General features: G+C 69.9%; 19 protein-coding genes. 6 read left to right on the forward strand and 13 right to left on the reverse strand.

What is annotated here, in order from left to right:
- Positions 1 to 58 precede the first annotated feature (58 nt).
- From FV228_RS03425 to FV228_RS03485, 13 genes are all read right to left on the reverse strand, one after another.
- The gene (locus FV228_RS03425; protein WP_147853302.1) at positions 59 to 421 is read right to left on the reverse strand and encodes a hypothetical protein; all 363 of its coding nucleotides are present in this window, start codon (positions 419 to 421) and stop codon (positions 59 to 61) included.
- A complete protein-coding gene (locus FV228_RS03430) occupies positions 402 to 1,112 on the reverse strand; it encodes a hypothetical protein (RefSeq protein WP_147853303.1) in 711 nt (236 codons plus the stop codon). Before FV228_RS03430 ends, FV228_RS03425 begins: the two co-directional genes overlap by 20 nt.
- Entirely contained in the window at positions 1,109 to 2,254 is a 1,146-nt protein-coding gene (gene pqqE, locus FV228_RS03435; RefSeq protein ID WP_147853304.1) for a pyrroloquinoline quinone biosynthesis protein PqqE, read from the reverse strand. The genes FV228_RS03430 and pqqE overlap by 4 nt, the downstream gene beginning before the upstream one ends.
- Positions 2,251 to 3,348 (reverse strand): pyrroloquinoline-quinone synthase PqqC, encoded by a 1,098-nt coding sequence (pqqC, locus tag FV228_RS03440; RefSeq protein ID WP_147853305.1) that lies wholly within the window; start codon positions 3,346 to 3,348, stop codon positions 2,251 to 2,253. Before pqqC ends, pqqE begins: the two co-directional genes overlap by 4 nt.
- 181 nt (positions 3,349 to 3,529) lie before the next feature.
- A complete protein-coding gene (gene pqqB / locus FV228_RS03445) occupies positions 3,530 to 4,429 on the reverse strand; it encodes a pyrroloquinoline quinone biosynthesis protein PqqB (protein ID WP_147853306.1) in 900 nt (299 codons plus the stop codon).
- Between the two features lie 34 nt (positions 4,430 to 4,463).
- Positions 4,464 to 4,553: a pyrroloquinoline quinone precursor peptide PqqA gene (gene pqqA / locus FV228_RS03450; RefSeq protein WP_007564431.1), complete on the reverse strand. Its 90-nt coding sequence runs from the start codon at positions 4,551 to 4,553 to the stop codon at positions 4,464 to 4,466.
- A gap of 223 nt (positions 4,554 to 4,776) precedes the next feature.
- The gene (locus FV228_RS03455) at positions 4,777 to 5,481 is read right to left on the reverse strand and encodes a response regulator transcription factor (RefSeq protein ID WP_147853307.1); all 705 of its coding nucleotides are present in this window, start codon (positions 5,479 to 5,481) and stop codon (positions 4,777 to 4,779) included.
- A complete protein-coding gene (locus FV228_RS03460) occupies positions 5,478 to 7,112 on the reverse strand; it encodes an ATP-binding protein (protein ID WP_147853308.1) in 1,635 nt (544 codons plus the stop codon). The genes FV228_RS03455 and FV228_RS03460 overlap by 4 nt, the downstream gene beginning before the upstream one ends.
- 79 nt (positions 7,113 to 7,191) lie before the next feature.
- On the reverse strand, positions 7,192 to 7,398 hold the full coding sequence (locus tag FV228_RS03465) for a hypothetical protein (RefSeq protein WP_007564437.1): 207 nt from the start codon (positions 7,396 to 7,398) through the stop codon (positions 7,192 to 7,194).
- An 84-nt stretch (positions 7,399 to 7,482) separates the two neighbouring features.
- Positions 7,483 to 8,277, reverse strand: coding sequence for a formylmethanofuran dehydrogenase subunit C (locus FV228_RS03470; RefSeq protein ID WP_147853309.1), 795 nt, complete (start codon positions 8,275 to 8,277; stop codon positions 7,483 to 7,485).
- 3 nt (positions 8,278 to 8,280) lie between these two features.
- A complete protein-coding gene (fhcD, locus tag FV228_RS03475) occupies positions 8,281 to 9,228 on the reverse strand; it encodes a formylmethanofuran--tetrahydromethanopterin N-formyltransferase (protein ID WP_147853310.1) in 948 nt (315 codons plus the stop codon).
- A gap of 27 nt (positions 9,229 to 9,255) precedes the next feature.
- Entirely contained in the window at positions 9,256 to 10,887 is a 1,632-nt protein-coding gene (locus FV228_RS03480; RefSeq protein ID WP_147853311.1) for a formylmethanofuran dehydrogenase subunit A, read from the reverse strand.
- Positions 10,881 to 11,960 (reverse strand): formyltransferase, encoded by a 1,080-nt coding sequence (locus FV228_RS03485; protein ID WP_147853312.1) that lies wholly within the window; start codon positions 11,958 to 11,960, stop codon positions 10,881 to 10,883. The genes FV228_RS03480 and FV228_RS03485 overlap by 7 nt, the downstream gene beginning before the upstream one ends.
- A gap of 294 nt (positions 11,961 to 12,254) precedes the next feature.
- On the opposite strand from FV228_RS03485, the gene FV228_RS03490 reads away from it, so the two are divergent.
- From FV228_RS03490 to FV228_RS03515, 6 genes are all read left to right on the forward strand, one after another.
- On the forward strand, positions 12,255 to 13,241 hold the full coding sequence (locus FV228_RS03490; protein WP_187277616.1) for a beta-ribofuranosylaminobenzene 5'-phosphate synthase family protein: 987 nt from the start codon (positions 12,255 to 12,257) through the stop codon (positions 13,239 to 13,241).
- A 91-nt stretch (positions 13,242 to 13,332) separates the two neighbouring features.
- On the forward strand, positions 13,333 to 14,226 hold the full coding sequence (locus FV228_RS03495) for an NAD(P)-dependent methylenetetrahydromethanopterin dehydrogenase (protein ID WP_147853313.1): 894 nt from the start codon (positions 13,333 to 13,335) through the stop codon (positions 14,224 to 14,226).
- A 22-nt stretch (positions 14,227 to 14,248) separates the two neighbouring features.
- On the forward strand, positions 14,249 to 15,400 hold the full coding sequence (locus tag FV228_RS03500) for an ATP-grasp domain-containing protein (RefSeq protein WP_147853314.1): 1,152 nt from the start codon (positions 14,249 to 14,251) through the stop codon (positions 15,398 to 15,400).
- Entirely contained in the window at positions 15,397 to 16,371 is a 975-nt protein-coding gene (gene mch, locus FV228_RS03505) for a methenyltetrahydromethanopterin cyclohydrolase (protein WP_147853315.1), read from the forward strand. The genes FV228_RS03500 and mch overlap by 4 nt, the downstream gene beginning before the upstream one ends.
- Before the next feature lie 189 nt (positions 16,372 to 16,560).
- Complete coding sequence (locus tag FV228_RS03510) at positions 16,561 to 17,469, forward strand: RimK family alpha-L-glutamate ligase (protein ID WP_147853316.1); 909 nt, start codon at positions 16,561 to 16,563, stop codon at positions 17,467 to 17,469.
- The coding region (locus tag FV228_RS03515; RefSeq protein WP_187277615.1) for a triphosphoribosyl-dephospho-CoA synthase at positions 17,466 to 17,646 on the forward strand (181 nt) is incomplete at its 3' end. The genes FV228_RS03510 and FV228_RS03515, both read left to right, overlap by 4 nt.

Genomic DNA, 17,646 nt, shown 5'->3' on the forward strand with positions numbered 1-17,646 from the left:
GGACCCGGTGTGATCGAAACCACAGGCCAGCGCAACGCCGGCCGTCATGGTCCGGTCATCAGCCGCGGTAGCAGCGGATCTCCGCCTCGGCCTGGGCGCGTCGGAGATCGGCGACCTTGTCGTCGAAGACCTTGGTCGCCTTGAACTCGTTCGCCCGGTTGCCGATGCCCTGGCGCATCGACAGGACCGTGCTGGCCTGCACGTACTTGTCGTAGGGCAGGATCGCGGCGAGCTGGTCGAGCGAGCAGGAACAGCGCTGCATGCTCTCGCGGGTCTGGCCGTTGGCCGCCATGCAGCCGAAGACGTAATCGACCCGCGCGTCGGTGGGATAGTCGTTCTCTTCGGCCGCCCAACCGGCCAGGCCGGACAGGGACAGGGCGAGGACGGCGAGCGCGCCGCGTTCAGCCAGCTTTCGGATCATAGCTCAGCTTCTCCTCGAGCAATTCGCCACCCTCGGCGTTCTTCGACGACGCCTCGATGGAGACGATCTCGCCGGGAACCTCCGGGGCGGTGATGAAGGTGTAGATCATCTTGTCCATGCCGCGCATGCGCTGTTCCATGGCATCCTTGGCGAAGGGCTGGATTTCGACCCGCCAGCCATCGACCTCGCGGCCGCCGACCGAGACCTTGGTCGGCGTCACGGTCGCAGCCTCACGCAGTCCCTTACGGATGGCGAGCTTCAGGTAACGCGGGTTGGCCTCCAGCACCTTCGCCAGCGAGCGGAGGTGGTTCTCCAGGAACAGCGAGACCACCGGGTTGCCGCTCATGTCCTCGAAGGGCCCGGCCGGCACGCGGTTCAGGCCGGAGAACATCATGACGCGGATGTCGCGCGCCTCCGGGCTCTTACCGGGCTCCAGCGTGAGCGTGAGCGTATCCGACAGGGGGGGCCCGAACGGTCCCTTGGCGATGCCGGACCGGCGCAGATAATCGTACGTGATCGTCGAGCCGGGGGCCGCGTTCTTCATATGCGGCTGCTCGAACAGCAGATCGGCCGCACTGGGCGGGGCCGCCGCGTTGACCTGGGTGACCGCTGCGGGCTTGGGCGCATCTTCGGCAAGCGCCGGCATCGCGGCCAGCACCAGCGCGAGGGCTGTCGTGGCGAGAAGCTTCACGAGTTGACGTCCTCCTTGAACGGCGACCGGACGTTGCTGCCGATCGTCCGGTACACATAATCCGGCGGCGTCTCGGCCGCCTCTTCCACGGCCAGCGCCCGCACCTTGGCATGGAGCGGCGAGAGCGAGCAGGCCGGATCGGTCGCCGCGGCATCCCCGGCGAGCGCTAGGGCCTGACACCGGCAGCCGCCCCAATCCTTCTCCCGACGGTCGCAGGAGCGGCAGGGCTCCTTCATCCAGTCGGTTCCGCGATAGGCGGTGAAGGCCGGCGAATCCCGCCAGATCTCACCGAGCGAGTGGTCGGTGACGTGCCAGAACTCGAGGCCAGGGATCGTCTCGGCCGCGTGGCAGGGCAGGACCTTGCCCTGGGGCGTGACGTTCATCAGCTTGCGGCCCCAGCCGCCGGCGCAGGCCTTCGGGTATTTCGCGTAGTAATCCGGCACGACGAGGTCGATGACGAGTTGACCCTTGAGGCGCTCGCGGGCCGCCTCGACGATCCGGATCGAGGCATCGACCTGCGCCTTGTCGGGCATCAGGGCCGCACGGTTGACGTAGGCCCAACCGTAATACTGCGTGTGCGCCACCTCGAGACGCTTGGCGCCCATCTTCACCGCTAGGTCGATGAAGCCCTCGACCTCGTGGATGTTGCCGCGATGGATCACCGAGTTCAGCGTCAGCGGCAGCCCGAGCTCGACCACCTTGGCGGCGAACTCGAACTTTTGGGGCTGCGCGTTCTTCAAACCGCCGATCCGTTCGGCGTTCTGGGCATCGACGCCTTGCACCGAGAGCTGCACGTGGTCGAGCCCGACATCGTACAGCGCCTGGAGCTTGCCCAGCGCACCGCCCACCCCCGAGGTGATCAGGTTCGAGTAGAGGCCGAGATCCGCGCAGGTCTTGGTGATCTCGACGATGTCGTTGCGCGCCGTCGGCTCGCCCCCCGACAGGTGGACGTGGAGGACGCCGAGGCCCGACGCCTCCGTCAGGACGCGCTGCCACGTAGCAGTGTCGAGTTCGCCGGAGCGGCGATCGAGCTCCAGCGGGTTCGAGCAATAGGGGCAGCGCAGCGGGCAGCGGTGAGTCAGCTCGGCGAGCAGACCCACCGGCGCTGGAACGTCCGGCCGGTTCGGCGTCAGTGCGTTCATCGCTCCAGGACCCGTTTTTCCGCCAGCCCGTCCAGCATTGCGAGGATGTCGGCCTCGATGGCCCGCGGATCGGCGGCGTAGGTCCGGCCGAGTTCGTCGGCTATCGCGGCGACGCTGCGGTTACCGTCCACCAGCTTGAGCACCGCCACGGCGTTGTCGTCGAGATCGAAGGTCCGCTCCGGGGCGAGCAGGACGTATTTGCCGCGGGTCTCGTCATGGCGCAGACGCACGCCCCGCGGGAGGCGCGGCCGGTCGTCAGCCGCCATCTTGCGAACGCCGGACCCTGTCGTGGCGACAGGCGCCTCCGCGACGAGACCGGTTCCGGGCGTCCAGGCATCCGGCGGGATCATGCCGGGGGCGACATAAGCGAAATAGAGAGCGTCGAGCTGGGTCCAGAGCACGTTGCACTTGAAGGTCAACGCGGCCATCGCCTGCCGCTGCAGCTCAGGCGTCGTCGCGTGCGTCTTCACGTAATCGAGGGCGAAGTCGGCATCGCGCGGCGCCTGGGTCAGACGCTTGTCGAAATAGGCCAGCGTGTCCTTGGTGATGAAGTCGTAGTTCTTCAGCATCCCGGCGACACGTTCGGAGATGATCGTCGGCGAGAACATCTCGGTGAGCGACGAGGCGATCGCCTCCAGCAGGCTCTTCTCGGCGACGAAGTGGACGTAGGCCTCGACGGAAAACTTCGTGGCCGACAGGATGCCCCGGGTGGAGAGCACGTAGTCCCGGTCGAACCCGACGCCCTCGGCGAGCTTCAGCCAGCGCTCGATGCCGCCGTCGCCCGGATGGTCGCCGTCATGATCGACGATGCGCTGGCGCCAGATCCGCCGCAGGGACGCGTCGGTCATCCGCGCGAGCACGGCGGCATCCTTCACCGGGATCATCGCCTGATAATAGTAGCGGTTCAACGCCCAGGCCCGGACCTGATCCTTCGAGAGCTTGCCGTCATGCAGGAGCCGGTGGAACGGATGCAGGATATGGTACCGGCGCGCGCCGATGTCGCGCAGAGCGGCCTCAAGCTCGTCCGGGGAAAGCAGCCGCTGGCTCTCGGCAGAGTCGGCGGTCGGCGAAGGGGTCGGGAAGACTGCGTTCATGGCGTTACCGGAATCCGTTCTCGGGTCGCGTTTCCTGTACTCCGATCCCGCCCTCTGTGCGGGGACCACCCCGAGTGACGGCAACGACCGTTCGGAATGATGCCACGCCGGGGCGAATGTCCGGGCTCGGTCCTGATATAGTGCCGGCTCGGCCCGTACCCAACCGGTGGGCGCGATTGCCTCAGAGCGCGAGGCTCAGACCGTCATGGGCCACGGTCCAGCCGGCCGCCTCGACGTCGGCGCGCTCCGGCGAACCTTCCACCAGGACCGGGTTGGTATTGTTGATGTGGACGAAGACGCGGCGGCCGAGCGAAACGCCGGCTAGCGCATCGATCGAGCCATTGTCGCCGCGCATCGGCACGTGCCCCATCCGCCAGCCGGTCTTGGTGCCGACGCCGGCGCGGATCATGTCGTCATCGTGCAGGACGGTGCCGTCGAACAGCAGCGCATCCACGCCGGCGATGCGGTCCCTAAGCGCGTCCGTGACGCGGGCGCAACCGGGAATGTAGGCGAGGCGGCGGCCGCCTGCCTCGATCAGCGCGCCCACGGTCGTCTCGGTCTCGGCGCCGATCTCCATGGTCTCGTCCTCGAGCCAGAGCGGCACCTTGCCGGGGACTGGGAATAGCGTGACGGACAGGCCGGGCAACGGTTCGAAACGCTGGTCCATGGCGATGGGCTGGCGGGCGACGACGCCCTCGGCCATCACGTCGAACACGCGGTTGGCGTTGACGGAATCCAGGATGCCGCGGGTGGCGTAGAGTGTGTAGGGCTGGCCCTCGCGCAAGGTGAGCAGCCCCGCCACGTGGTCGACATCTCCGTTCGTCAGGAGCACGGACCGGATCGGCGAGTGGCGCAGTCCCTCGCGGGGATGCATCTGGGAATTGTCGAAGAGCTGCTGCCGGATATCCGGCGAGGCGTTGACCAGGAGCCAATCGGACCCGTCCGCAGAGACAGCGATGCTCGATTGCGTCCGTGGGCGCACCCGGTCCGCCTCGGACCGCGCCAGGGTGCAGTTGTGGCAGCGGCAGTTCCACTGCGGGAGGCCGCCACCGGCAGCGGAGCCGAGAATCACGACGCGCATGGTGCGGTTCCCGCGATCCCCGGCCCCTGAAAACTTAGTTGAAGGTGTCGATCTCGGCCGACTCGTAGCTCGTCACTTCCATGCCGACACAGATCTCGGACACAACAGGGGCAGCCCACTTCATGGTGTTTCTCCTTGGCGGTATCCTCACCAGGCGTCTCGGGTTCCTAAGAGTACCCTAAGACACTGATGGCGCTCTGGTTTTCCGGCGCGCCCCCGATATCGGCGATTCAGCTGCGGTCTTCAAGCACTAAGTTGCCGGATACTCCCAAATTTTTTGTGAGACTCTACCTAAATGCCCGGCTCACGATCAGAAACGTTACCGGATTCGACTTAAGTATAGTGGCTCATTGACGGAAATCAGGACCGCGCAGTTCGAGCATGAAGCCCTTTCCCCGGACGGTGACCAATCCTGGTCCACCGTACCGGACGAAGTCCGCCATCTTGGAGCGGAGATAGCCGATATAGACGTCGACCACGTTGAGCGAGAGGCCGCCCTGGCTGGCCCAGAGCCGGTCGAAGATGTCGGCCCGGGACACCGGCTTGCCGATGCTCTCCATCAACATGGCGAGGAGGTCGGCCTCGCGCGGCGTCAGGCGCGCGCTGGCCTCGCCGCAACTCGCCTGGCGGGTGTCGAGGTCGAGCATCAACCGGCCCGCGGTGATGCGCGAGCGCGGCGCCTCGGCCTGCTCGCGCCGCATCAGGTGCGTGCGCAGGCGCGCCACGAGTTCGTCGAACACGAACGGCTTGATGATGTAGTCGTCGGCGCCGAGCGCCAGGCCCTCGGCGCGGTCGCGGATCTCGTCGCGCGCCGACAGGAACAGGATCGCGCCCGGGAAACCACCCTCGCGCAGGGACCGGCAGACATCGTGGCCGGACCCGTCGGGCAGGTTGATGTCGAGCAGGACGGCGCCGGGCGCCGGATCATGTGCAGCCTTCAACGCCTCGTCGACGCAGGCGGCGGTACCGACCTCGAACCCTTCGGCTTCCAGGCCGCGGGCCAACAGCCCCCGGATGTCGATATCGTCCTCGACGATCAGGATCCGCGTCATGCGGCCGGCTCCCTCACCTGCGCGGCAGCGGCCGTATTCCCGGCCGTGCCGCTCTCCCATGCCGGATCGAGCGCCGGGATGTCCAGGCTGACCCGGGCACCGCGTCCGTCGGGGCCGGCCCCGAGGCGGATCGAGCCGCCATGCTGCTCGACGATCCAGCGCGCGAGCGCCAGGCCGATGCCGAAGCCGGTCTCGTCGGGGCTCGCTCCGGCGCCGCGCCGGAAACGCTCGAACAGCTCGGCTTCCGACGCGCCGAAGCCGGGCCCGTCATCGGTCACGGTGATCCGGGCGCGGGCACCTGGCCCGGCCGACAAGGCAACCTCGACGCGGGCCAGCCCCTTGGCGTGACGCAGGGCGTTATCCACGAGGCTCTCGACGGTCTGGCGGAGCCACTCACGGTCGGCCAAGCACTCGACGTCCTGGGTGCCGGGATCGAGGCTCAGACCGACGCGGCGCCGGGCTGCCTCCGACGCCATGTTGTCGACGGCCTCGGCCAGCACCGAGGCGAGGCCGAGCGGACGTTTGTCGAACTCGATCTCCCCGGATTCCGAGCGCGCGACACGCAGCAGGTCCTCGACCCGAAGCTTCAACCGCTGCGCCCGCTTCCGGATCGTCGCGAAGACCGGCGCCGGGTCGGCACCTCGGGACGCACCCCGCAGCGCCAGATCGCATTCGCCGAGGATGACGGTGAGCGGCGTGCGCAACTCGTGACTGACGTCGGCGAAGAAGCGCCGGCGGGAGCGGTCCACGGATTCCAGGCGGGCGTTGGCGGCGCGCAGATCCGCGGTGCGGGTCGCCACGGTGTCTTCCAGGGCGGCGCGATCGGCGACCACCCGGGATTCACGCCGGGCGAGGCGTGCGGCCATGCGGTTGACGTTGGTCATCAGCAGGCCGAGTTCGTCGCGGGTCGCCACCGACAGGCGCGTATCGAGGGCACCGTGGCCGATGGCGCTCGCCGCCCGCCGGACCTCCTCGATCCGGGCCAAGGTCGGGCGGGTCACCCCGCGATAGAGAACTGCCAGCAGCACGAGGGCTGCCGCAACCGCCGACGCTGCGGCCACGCGCAGACGCGCCGACAGGGCGCGGGCCTGCTCGGACCCGAGCGCCATGCTGCGCCGCTCGGCCTCGATCAGGAACGACAGCGGCTGGCCCGTCATCGCCCCGAAGCCGTTGAGCGCGCCCTTGATCGCGTCCTGGCGCTTCTCCGGTTCGGTCTGCCGGTTGATCCGCGCGACCTGACGGTCGAGCACGACCCGGGCGGCGCGTAGTTGCGCCATCGGGCGCGTCCGCGCGGCGTATTGCATACGGTCGGCCGGGTCGTCGCTCGGCGGGAAGCTCTGAGCCAGCGCCTCGTCGACCGTGGTCAGCGCCCGGTCGGCATTGTCGCGGGCGATCGCCATGGCCTCGGGCTGCCCGTCGGGATTGCCCACGGTCTCGACGGCAGCGAGGCCGAACTGGGTGAGGCGGCCCGACAACTCGGCCAGCAACTCCAGACGGCGCTGCGCCTCGAGGGTGCGGTCGACGGTGCGTTCGGCCGCCGCGATCGAGGCCAACGCGGCGATGGCCGCCAGCATCACCACGATGGCGGTGCCTCCGAGCAGCAGCGCGAACCGGAGTTTCAGCGAGCGCATTGGGTCCGCCCCGCCGGGGCCCGCCGCCAGCAATCGGCAGCCCGACGGCTCAGCGCCGAGGCGCGGTCTCGGGGCGCCCTCACAGGTTCTTCGGCAGGCTGCCGCGCGCGGCGCAGCGCCAGCGCTCGACGTGCCAGTCCGGATGGGCGGCCTGCCAGGTCGCCAGCGCGCTCTGCGAATGGCGCAGGCAGATGAAGGGGTTCGAGCCCTCGTAGGACATCTCGATCCTGTCCTCGCGACAGGTCGAGGGCTGGGCGACGAGGCAGATCGACAGAAGCAGGAGCATGGGCGCCTCCCCAATGTGCCGGCCTCGTGCGGGCCCGCTTGGACAGAGCATATGCCGCGCGCGGCCGCTCTGCCCAGGGTGACGTCAGGACGCGACCCAGATCTCGCCCTTGGCGATGGTCGCGAGGTCTCCGGAATAGCGCCGCAGCGGCCGATCGAGCAGCGCGGCATGCTCTGCGCTGAGGCCCCTGAGCGATTTTCCGAGGAGCTTCAGGAAGACGAGATCGTGCGTCCCGGTCTCCACGAAGGTCGGCGACATCCGGCCGTGTGAACCGATCAGCAGGGTTCCGCGGCGCATGCCGTAGCCCGGGTGGTCCCCGACTGCCAGCGCGGCCAATGTTCCCGCGATCATCCGAGAGCCGGCATAGGCACCCGCCCGGCCAGCCAGGAGAATCCCGCGGCGCATCCGGTCGCCGAGATGCGCGCCGGCCGTTCCGCGGATGATCAGCGTCGCCCCGTCGAGGCCGGCCTTGGCCGCGTACACGGCACCACCCGCATAATCGCCGGCATCGCCCGCGATCGTGATGGTGCCGCCGGCGGCGCCGGCGCCCGCATAGGGCCCGGCATTTCCGCGGACGGTCAGACCGCCGCCGGCCATGCCCTCACCGAGGCGCTGGCCGACATCGCCGGTCACGCGGATCGCCCCCTCGGACAGGGCGGCGCCGACCCGGTCGAGGCGCTCGTGGCCGCCCTCGATGGTCAGCGTCTCGGAGCCGTCCAGCGAGACGGAGAAGCAGTCGCCGAGACGCACGCCGGTGCGGGATGTGCCGACCTCCAGGCGTTCGGCCTCGGCCTGGGAGAGCCGGCTCAGGGCCAGCGGATTGATGTTCAGGAAGTCGAGCCGCTCGGGCGGGGCTGCGCGCAGGGTGAGGGTGCTCAAGGCTCAGCCCTCCGTCTTGGCGTCGTCGCGCGCGAGAAGGTCGCGCAGGTGGTAATGGTGGCGGCCGAGATTGCCGCCGTAATTGCCGGCCGTCACGGCGATCAGCCCGTGCCGTCCGCCGATCTCGGTGGCGGCGTGGAGGCCGGCGCGCATCGAATCTGACACGCCCTGTGAGGTCAGGGCATCGATCACGATCTCCAGCACGACGCCGCAATCGGCCGGCAACGCCGAGCCGGCCCGGCCCTTGAGGGTCGGGCAGTAAGCATCGTTGGTCGAGGCCATCATGCCCTTGGTGCGCCCACCGACCTTCGAGCCCGAGCGGACGATGCCACCGGGAAACGGCAGGATCGCGCCGGGCACCGCCTTCGCGGCCTCGACGGCCGCCTCGGCGACGATCAGGGTCTCGGAATGGGTCCGGCCCAGGAACAGCAGGTTGCCGCCGCCCACAGCGCCGTCGACGGACCGGACCGAATCCTCACAGAGGAACTCCCCGTCCATCACCGGGATGCGCCAGTAGCGCCGGAGCTTACCGCTGGCATCCGGCAGCCGCTTGGCGATGGCGAAGCCGTCGCCGAAATACCGGATCGCGCCGCCGAGCTTGATCTTCGTCGGCCCGTCCACGCCGGCATAGCAGGCCGTGCCCGGGCAGGTGAGGATGCACTGGCCCACGCGCTTGATCAGCTGATCCTTGAGGCCGTTCGGCTCGAAGCCGAACAGCAGGATGCGCACGCCGTGCCGTCCGTCCGGGGTCTCGTCCGGCGACAGCACGGCATCGATGCCGGCCTCGGCGCCGCAGCCGATCACCGACGTGGCGAAGCCCGTCATGGTGGTCGCCGCGATCATCGCCCATTTGGCGGTGTCGTTGGTGACGATGATGGCGGTCCCGGCCACATCGAACGCCTCCGCGAAGGTGTCGATGATCGGGATGCCGTTGAGGCTGAGGTCAGACATGGTTGTTTCCGCCACTGGCCCCGCTGATCACGCCCGGCATGGCACCGCCTCGAAGGTGTCCGCGTCCGCGTCGAACGCCGCATCCGGGACCGCGAAGCTGTCGAGCCCCTCGCCGAACCGGTCCGTCAGGTAGGCGTCGGCGCGCTTGGCCATCGCCGGATCCGACTCGACCGAAAGCGAGAGCGTCCGGCCGGCGCGCCATTCCACGACCTCGCCATCCTCGACGATCGGCACGCCGTCCTTAAGGACCAGCTTCGCGGCCGTGAACATCGCCGTGCGGTCGGTCGTATCGCGGTAGACCGCGACGTCGGCGCAGGCGCCGGGCCGCAGATGGCCGCGGTCGGCGAGCCCCAGCAGCTTGGCCGGGCCGGATCGCGTCAGCTGGGCGATCTCCGAGAGGGTGTATTCCCGCTCGAGGCTCGGCAGGCTGGAACGCTCCGCGACGATACCCGGCAGCGTCGCGATCTCGCGGTCGCGCTCGGTCTTATCCATCAACCAGTGGATGATGCGCGGATACTGCGTGAACGGACCGCCGTTCGGGTGGTCGGTGGTGAGGATCGTGCGCTCGGGATCGGTGGAGAGCAGCATGATCTCCAGGCCGATCGCCCACTGCAGCGAGCTGGTCGGACCGCGCGGCCGGTACAGGAACGGCACCACGCCGCCGCCTTCGGCATCGCCGGCGTTCAGCACCCACTTCTTCGGCTTGGCGCCCTTCCGACCGGCGAACTGGCGCAGGATGTCGAGGGAGACCGTCACGGTCTGGCCGAACACCACCTGCCCGATATCGAGGGTCGCGTTCGGGTTGTCGGCGATCGCCTGGGCGATCCGCTCGGCCGCGGAACGGAAGCCGCCGCCCTCGGTCGCGCCGTAGGCATAGAACTGCGCATGGGCAAAGTGGATGCGGCGCCCTTCCGCGGCATCCAAGGTCTCGATGAAGGAATCGTCGGCGCCGGGTAGACCGAGATTGTTGCAGTGGACGTGCAGCGGGTGCGGGACGCCGATCTCTTCGACCGCGTCGAGCAGCGATCCCATGATCTGCCGGGTCGAGAGACCGTAGACCGGGATCTCCTCATCCAGCGACAGGCGCAGCGCGCCGTCCTTGAAGGCGGAGGCGCCACCGGCGTTGATGCACTTGACGCCGAGCCCGCGCGAGGTGGCGACCGACAGCGCCACGAGATCGCGCACGGCGTTCCCGCCCTGCCGCTCGCGCAACAGTTGCAGGAGCTGGTCGTCGTTGCCCATCACGGTGAGCGCGCCGCGATCCAGGAGCGGGATGTCGGCCAGTTCGAGCTGGGTAGCCAGCGCGTGGGTCGGCGGCATCGCCGGCTCGACCGCGGTGGTGTAGCCCATCCGCGCATAGGTCGAGCCGATCCAGGCCGCAGCCCCGCCGGCATGGGCGAAGGGATGCCCCTCGGGCGAGGCCTCGCTGACGTAGAGGTCGGGCAGGAGCAGGCGCGACGTGATCACGTTCCCGCCGGCGATGTGCGAATGCACCTCGACGCCGCCCGCCATCACCACGCAGCCGGACGCATCGATCACCCGATCGGGCTCCCGGCCTACGGGCTCGACGATGCGGCCGTCCTCGATCCAGACGTCGCCCACGGCATCGCGGGACGCGGTCGGATCGACGACGCGCCCGCCCCGGATCACGCTCAGCATGCGGGCTCACTCCTCGACACGGCGCCACCTTCGACCAGGCGCTCCGTCAGGGCACCCAGCACAGATGCGGCGGAGGGCAGGTCCGTCGGGGCCGAAGCCGGCCAGTAGGTCAGCGCGACGCGCTGCTCGTTCCACAACACGCCGCCCAGGTCGCGTCCCGGACGGCCGACCGCAATCACCACGTCGGCGAGGGAGGCCTCTGCCTCGGCGACCAGCGCCACGGACGGCACCGCAGCCAGCCAGTCCGGCCGGTCCACCGGCAGCGCGGCGAGCCAGATGACGGCATCGACCTCGCCGGCGGCGACCTGCCGGGCGACGTCGAAGCGCCACGGATCATGTTCGGGGACGCGGCGGCCGAACCCGCTGCGCGGGGCCTGCCCGGTCAACCAGGCGGCCACCGGCACGACGGCACGGTCCTGATCCGGTCCAGCGACCGAAAGCGTGAAACAACGCGTGGTCTCGTTCAGCTCCATGGCGAAGCCCTGAAGCATCTCCACGCCCAGCTCACCGAGTTCGGCGGGATCATACAGCAGGACGCCGTACTGCGCGGCAGCGATCCGCGCGACGAGCTTGGCCTGCGGCGTGTCGCCCGCGAGATGGCCTTTGCCGTAAGCGCGCAGTTCGGCGACGGCCTCCGCGAGCCCACCCGCGGCCGGGCAGGACAGCGCCGCCTTTGAACCCTCGGCGCCGGCTCCGAGCGCCAGGAGCGCCCGGTCCGAACCGGCAGCCCGCCCACGCGTCGACTTCGACTCCATCAAGCGTTTGAGGAGCGGCGTATGCCAAGCGGCGGCGCCGACGACGAGCACGGCATCGGCCCGGCCGACGGCCTCGGCCGGCGTCGTGGTCATCGCGCCGACCCGGCTCAGCGAACTGAGTTCGGCATAGGTGCCGACCGCGCCGGCGGTATCGATGGAGGCGCCGATGCGCCCCGCGAGATCATAGGCCGCGCGGATCGCGGCGACGTCGGCACTCAGGCCGGCGATCACCGGCGTGCGTGCCTTGGCGAGCAAGGATACGGCCGCCTCGATGGCGGTGCCCGCGTCCGTCGCGCCACCCTTCACCCAGGCTGCCATGCTCCCTCACGCGACGTTCTTGTTTGGCTTCGGAGCGGGCGACGGCCGTAAGACCGGACGAAGCAGGTTCACTCCCGAAGGAGAATCCCGCCGGATCGGAATGGCTCGCCCGCCCGACAGGTCGGGGCGGGCGGCAACTCGGCGCGCCGTCGCTGCCCTAGGTTTGCATTCATCCGCGCGCCTCGGCAAGGGGGGTTCGCATCCTGGTTCGGCAGATCGGCCTCAAGATCCCGTTGCTTCGGCCGCCCGCCGCATGGGAAAAGCGCGCCGGTTCGGCGTGTGGATTTCGAAGACATGGGCGTGGGCGAGGTCCCCGAGCGGAACGAGGCGGCCGCTTCGAACAGCACCATCCGAGTCGAGGCGCCTGCGCGGCTGCATTTCGGATTCCTGGACCTGCACGGCGGCCTGGGCCGGCGCTTCGGCAGCATCGGGCTGGCCATCGACACGCCCTCCCTGGCGCTCACCGCCCGCCGGTCCGCGCAGCTGTCCGTCACGGGCGAGGAGGCCGACCGCGTCCGGGGCTACGCCCGCGCGGCGGCGACCCATCTCAGCGGGTCCGATGCGGCGACGATCGCGGTCGAGCGGACGATCCCGGCCCATGCCGGATTCGGGTCGGGCACGCAGCTCGCGCTGGCCGTGGCGGCCGCGATGGCGCGACTGAGCGGCGCTCCCTTCTCGGCGGCGGCGTTCTCCTCCAGCCTGGATCGCGGCAACCGGTCGGGTGTCGGACTCAGCGCGTTTACCGAGGGCGGCCTGATCGTCGATGGCGGCCGCGGTGCGGATGGCTCGGCACCGCCGGTCACCGCGCGCCTCGCCTACCCCGAAGCCTGGCGGATCGTGCTCATCCTCGATCGGAGCATGGCCGGCGTGCACGGAACGCGGGAGATGGAGGCGTTTCGCGACCTCCCGCGCTTCCCCGAGGCCCAAGCGGCCGAGATCTGCCGGATCGTGCTGATGCAGGTCCTGCCGGCGGTCGCCCTCGCCGAGCCGCAGGGCTTCGGCGCGGGAATCACCCGGATCCAGGATCTCATCGGCGACCACTTCGCCCCGCACCAGGGCGGCCGCTACGCCAGCGCCGCAGTCGCACAAGCCCTCGAACAGGCCGCCGCGCAGGGTGTGCCCGGCTACGGGCAGTCGTCCTGGGGACCGACCGGCTTCGCGCTGATGCCGTCGGAGGCCGACGCCCGGGCCCTGGTGGCGGAACTCGACCGCGGCGGGCCGCTTCGCTTCCTGATTGCCCGCGGCCGCAACAGCGGCGCATCGATAACCACGGGGGACTGAACCGGCAGGTCCGGACTTGACCGCGGCACCCGCACCGGGTTTGGACGGTCTGCAGGCGCAGGTTGATGCGCGCCAAACGGGATAGAACGTCATGGCCCGCTCGATCCTCCACATGCTGACGCCGCTCCGGCACATGAGCCCGTTCGACGTGAACATGGCCGTCGACGCCGGCTTCGAGACGGTGGTGACCTACACAGAGGTCAGCCTCGCCGACGTCGTGTCGCTGACCCAGGATTCGATCTTCTCGCGCTCCCCGGCCGACGGCACCCGCACCGGCATCTTCATCGGCGGCAAGAACGCCGAGGACGCCCTCGACATGGTCGACCGCGCCAAGAAGGCGTTCGTGCCGCCCTTCGTGAACCACGTCTTCGCCGATCCCGCCGGCTCGTTCACCACCGGCGCCGCCATGGTGGCGCAGGTCTCCCGGGCGCTGCGAGATAAATTCGGCACCGACCTGACCGGCAAGCGCATCGTGATCTTCGGCGGCGCCGGCGTGGTCGCCTACGTGGCCGCGGTGATCGGCGCCCTCCAGGGCGCGCAGACCGTCCTGGTCGGCCACGACGGCGAGGAGCGCGTCTCCAAGATCGCCTTCACGATGAAGTGGCGCTTCAGCATCGAGGTCGGCGCCGTCGATGGGACGACGCCGGAAGACCGCCGCGTCGCCATCCGGGACGCCGACGTGATCCTGTCCGCCGGGCCGGCCGGCATCCCGATCCTCTCGGCCGAGGATCTGAAATCCGCCCCGAAGCTCCTCGTCGCCTCCGATGTGAACGCCGTGCCGCCCGCCGGCATTGCGGGGATCGACGTCAATGCCGTCGACGTGCCGTTGCCGACCGGCAAGGGCGTGGGCATCGGCGCCCTCGCGGTGGGCAATGTGAAGTACCAGACCCAGCGTCGCCTGTTCGACCGGATGCTCGCCTCCGATACGCCGCTCTGCCTCGACTTCCGGGACGCCTACACGCTGGCGGTCGAGATCGCCGGCTGAGCCGGCTCCGGCGCATTCCGGCATGGCAGAGGCGGTCCTGATCGCCGCTCAGTCCGGGCGCGCCCTCGCGGAGGCGGCCCGGCGGGCGGGAATGCGCCCCTTCGTGGCCGACCTGTTCGGCGATTCCGACACGCTGGCGCTCAGCAAAGCCTACCGGCCGCTCCCGGGCCGATTCGGCAGCCCGATGGCTTTCGACGCGACCCTGGCGGCGATCGACGCCTTGGCCGATACCGCAGGCTCGGTCGTCGGCCTCGTCCTCGGCAGCGGCTTCGAGGACGCGCGCGATCTTATGGCCCGCATCGCGGAACGGCATCGGCTGATCGGCGCAGCTGCGCCTGCGGTCGCCGCACTCAAGGATCCGTTCGCGCTCGCCGCACTCTGCGCCCGGCTCGACATCCCGCATCCCAAGATCGCGACCGATGCGCGTCCCGACCCGTCCGGATGGCTGCTCAAGCGGGCCGGCGGCAGCGGCGGCAGTCACATTCGACCGGCGGTGCGCGGCCCCGCGCCGGATGCGCACTATTTCCAGGCCCGGGTCGAAGGCCGGCCCCACGCGCTGAACTTCCTCGCCGACGGCCGCGCGATCCAGATGCTGGCGGTGACGGAGCAATGGTGCGCGCCGTCACCGATTCGGCCCTACCGGTATGGCGGTGCCGTAACTGGCGCCGCGACGGAGGCTCCGCTTCTCCCCAACGCGCTGATCACAACGGTCGCGGAGGCCGTCGAGAGCATCGTCGCGGCGACAGGCCTGCGCGGGCTCGGCAGCGCCGATTTCCTGGCCGATGCGTCCGGCTGGTGGCTCACGGAGATCAATCCGCGGCCCGGCGCGACCCTCGACATCCTCGATCGCCGGAGCACGCCGCTCCTGATGGCCCACATCGCGGCTAGCCTCGGCGCCATGCCGGCGCTCGGTGCGCAACCGGCGGATGCGGCCGCCGCCCAGATCTGTTACGCGGGTCGGGAGCATGCGCCCGTGCCGGATTTCGCCTGGCCGGATCATGTGCGCGACCGCCCGCGCCCCGGCACGGTGGTCCGCCGCGACGCGCCTCTCTGCACGGTGTTTGCCCATGGGGCCGACCGGCAGACGGCGCTCGACAGTTTGAACACGCGGACGATGCGGCTCCAAGCCGACCTCACCGCTGAGAAAATGCATCCCGAGGAAACCCTGAGATGAGTGCCAGCCAATCCTATCCCAGCGTCAACGCGCTGACGGCGCCGCTGATCGAGCGGTTCGTGGCCGACGCCGCGACCCTGCGCCTGTCCGTGTCGCAGACGGCCGGCGGGGCCCGGATGGTCGATGCCGGCGCCCAGGCGCGCGGCTCCATCGAGGCCGGACGGCGCATTGCCGAGATCTGCCTCGGCGGCCTCGGCACCGTGAGCATCGCCCCGACCGGCCCGATCGCCTCGTGGCCGTATTCCGTGATCGTCCATGCGGCCGATCCGGTGCTCGCCTGCCTGGGCAGCCAGTATGCGGGCTGGAGCCTTGCCGACGAGGCCGGTGATTCCGGCTTCTTCGCCCTCGGCTCGGGCCCCGGCCGCGCCGTGGCCGCCGTCGAGGATCTGTTTCAGGAACTCGGCTACCGGGATTCGGCCTCGAACACCGCTCTGGTGCTGGAAGCCGCCGGCGGACCGCCCGAGAGCGTCGTCGCAAAGGTCGCCGAGGCCGCCGGCCTGCGGCCCGAGGACCTGACCTTCATCTTCGCGCCGACCCAGAGCCTGGCCGGCTCGACCCAGGTGGTCGCCCGGGTGCTCGAAGTGGCCCTGCACAAGGCCCACACGGTCGGGTTCGACCTGCACGCCATCGTCGACGGCATCGGCTCGGCCCCGCTGTCGCCCCCGCACCCGGACTTCATCAAGGCGATGGGCCGGACCAACGACGCGATCATCTACGGCGGCCGGGTGCAGCTCTTCGTCGATGCCGACGATGCCGACGCCAAGCAGCTTGCCGAGCAGATCCCGTCCACCACCTCGAGCGACCACGGCGCTCCGTTCGCCGAGATCTTTTCGCGGGTGAACGGCGACTTCTACAAGATCGATGGCGCGCTGTTCTCGCCGGCCGAGGCGATCGTCACATCGGTGCGCACCGGCGCTACCTATCGCGGCGGTCGCCTGGAGCCGACGCTGGTGGAAGCGTCCTTCGCATAGGCGCGGGGCATTCCAGCTTCGGCTCAACGGGCATCGCGGCGTAGACTGCGTCGCGATGCCAATCGCAAGAAGCGAGGTCCCCTCTCCTCAGCGGGGGCAGGTCCCGGCCAGCCCTCGCGATAGCGCCTCGCATCCACACAGATCCGGTGCTTTCCCGTGCAGGAAGGGGCCGTCGAGAGTCTCCCATCCATGCGCATCGCCCTGGCGGCCGATAACGGCAATTGGCACAAGGCCCGGCTCCTGGCGGCCCTGCGGGCGCAGGGGGTCGAGCCGGTGCTGTTCTCCTTGGCGGACGTGATCGTGGCTACCGGCGGCGGCGAACCGCTGCGGGTCCCGGGCTTCTCCGGTGAATTGCCGGACGGCGTGTTGTTGCGGACCATCGCGGGGGGCACCTTCGAGGCGACCACCATGCGGCTCGGCGTGCTTCACGCCCTGGTCTCGGCAGGCGTGACGGTCTGGAACCCGCCCACCGCCATCGAGCGCTCGGTCGACAAGGCGGCGACCTCGCTGCTGATCGCCCGAGCCGGCCTGCCGACCCCGGAGACCTGGGTCGTCTCGAAACGCGAGGCCGCCGCGGAGATCGTGGAGCGGGAGGCACGCCCTGGCGCGCCCCTGGTCCTCAAGCCGCTGTTCGGCTCGCAAGGGGAGGGGCTCGCGCTGATCGAGACGCCCGGGGACCTGCCGGACGAGGAGGCTGTGGCGCGCGTCTACTATCTCCAGCGCTACGTGCCGCGGCGGGACGGCCTGTGGCGCGACTACCGCGTGTTCGTCTGCGACGGTCGCGCGATCGCCGGCATGATCCGGGAGGGCGACGGCTGGATCACGAACGTCCACCGCGGAGGCCGGCCACTGCCCTGGGCCATGCCCCGGGACGCCGCCGAGATGGCCGAGGCCGCCGCCGCCGCGGTCGGGGTCGATTATTCCGGGGTTGACCTCGTCGAGGACGGGGAGGGCGGCTTCTCGATCCTCGAAGTGAATTCCATGCCGGCCTGGTCCGGCCTGCAGACCGTGTGCGACACCGATATCGCCGGCGCCGTCGTGCGCGGCTTCCTGTCCGCGGTCAGGGGTGCCAGCATCCCGCGGCTCGTGGTGGCATGAGCGGTCTCGCCCCGGGGCTGATCGGCACGCTCTACCGCGCCGCCTGCCTGGCGGAACTCGATGCGCTGAAACCCGGCAACGTCCATGCCTACGCAGCCGGCCATCGCATGGTGGTGGCGGATTTCGTCACCAGTGCCGACGTCTCGGCGCCGGGGCTGGCGCGGGCGGGATCGGGCG

The sequence above is a fragment of the Methylobacterium sp. WL18 genome (genome assembly GCF_008040015.1).
Taxonomy (GTDB): Bacteria; Pseudomonadota; Alphaproteobacteria; order Rhizobiales; family Beijerinckiaceae; genus Methylobacterium; species Methylobacterium mesophilicum.

Coding starts and splice junctions, on each gene's coding strand:
- pqqA (WP_007564431.1), bottom strand. CDS start 4,553: ATGAAGTGGGCTGCCCCTGTTGTGTCCGAGATCTGTGTCGGCATGGAA.
- FV228_RS03465 (WP_007564437.1), bottom strand. CDS start 7,398: ATGCTCCTGCTTCTGTCGATCTGCCTCGTCGCCCAGCCCTCGACCTGT.
- FV228_RS03510 (WP_147853316.1), top strand. CDS start 16,561: ATGCGCATCGCCCTGGCGGCCGATAACGGCAATTGGCACAAGGCCCGG.
- FV228_RS03480 (WP_147853311.1), bottom strand. CDS start 10,887: ATGCTGAGCGTGATCCGGGGCGGGCGCGTCGTCGATCCGACCGCGTCC.
- fhcD (WP_147853310.1), bottom strand. CDS start 9,228: ATGTCTGACCTCAGCCTCAACGGCATCCCGATCATCGACACCTTCGCG.
- FV228_RS03500 (WP_147853314.1), top strand. CDS start 14,249: ATGGCAGAGGCGGTCCTGATCGCCGCTCAGTCCGGGCGCGCCCTCGCG.
- FV228_RS03495 (WP_147853313.1), top strand. CDS start 13,333: ATGGCCCGCTCGATCCTCCACATGCTGACGCCGCTCCGGCACATGAGC.
- FV228_RS03455 (WP_147853307.1), bottom strand. CDS start 5,481: ATGACGCGGATCCTGATCGTCGAGGACGATATCGACATCCGGGGGCTG.
- pqqE (WP_147853304.1), bottom strand. CDS start 2,254: ATGAACGCACTGACGCCGAACCGGCCGGACGTTCCAGCGCCGGTGGGT.
- pqqC (WP_147853305.1), bottom strand. CDS start 3,348: ATGAACGCAGTCTTCCCGACCCCTTCGCCGACCGCCGACTCTGCCGAG.
- FV228_RS03485 (WP_147853312.1), bottom strand. CDS start 11,960: ATGGCAGCCTGGGTGAAGGGTGGCGCGACGGACGCGGGCACCGCCATC.
- mch (WP_147853315.1), top strand. CDS start 15,397: ATGAGTGCCAGCCAATCCTATCCCAGCGTCAACGCGCTGACGGCGCCG.
- FV228_RS03425 (WP_147853302.1), bottom strand. CDS start 421: ATGATCCGAAAGCTGGCTGAACGCGGCGCGCTCGCCGTCCTCGCCCTG.
- pqqB (WP_147853306.1), bottom strand. CDS start 4,429: ATGCGCGTCGTGATTCTCGGCTCCGCTGCCGGTGGCGGCCTCCCGCAG.
- FV228_RS03460 (WP_147853308.1), bottom strand. CDS start 7,112: ATGCGCTCGCTGAAACTCCGGTTCGCGCTGCTGCTCGGAGGCACCGCC.
- FV228_RS03490 (WP_187277616.1), top strand. CDS start 12,255: ATGGGCGTGGGCGAGGTCCCCGAGCGGAACGAGGCGGCCGCTTCGAAC.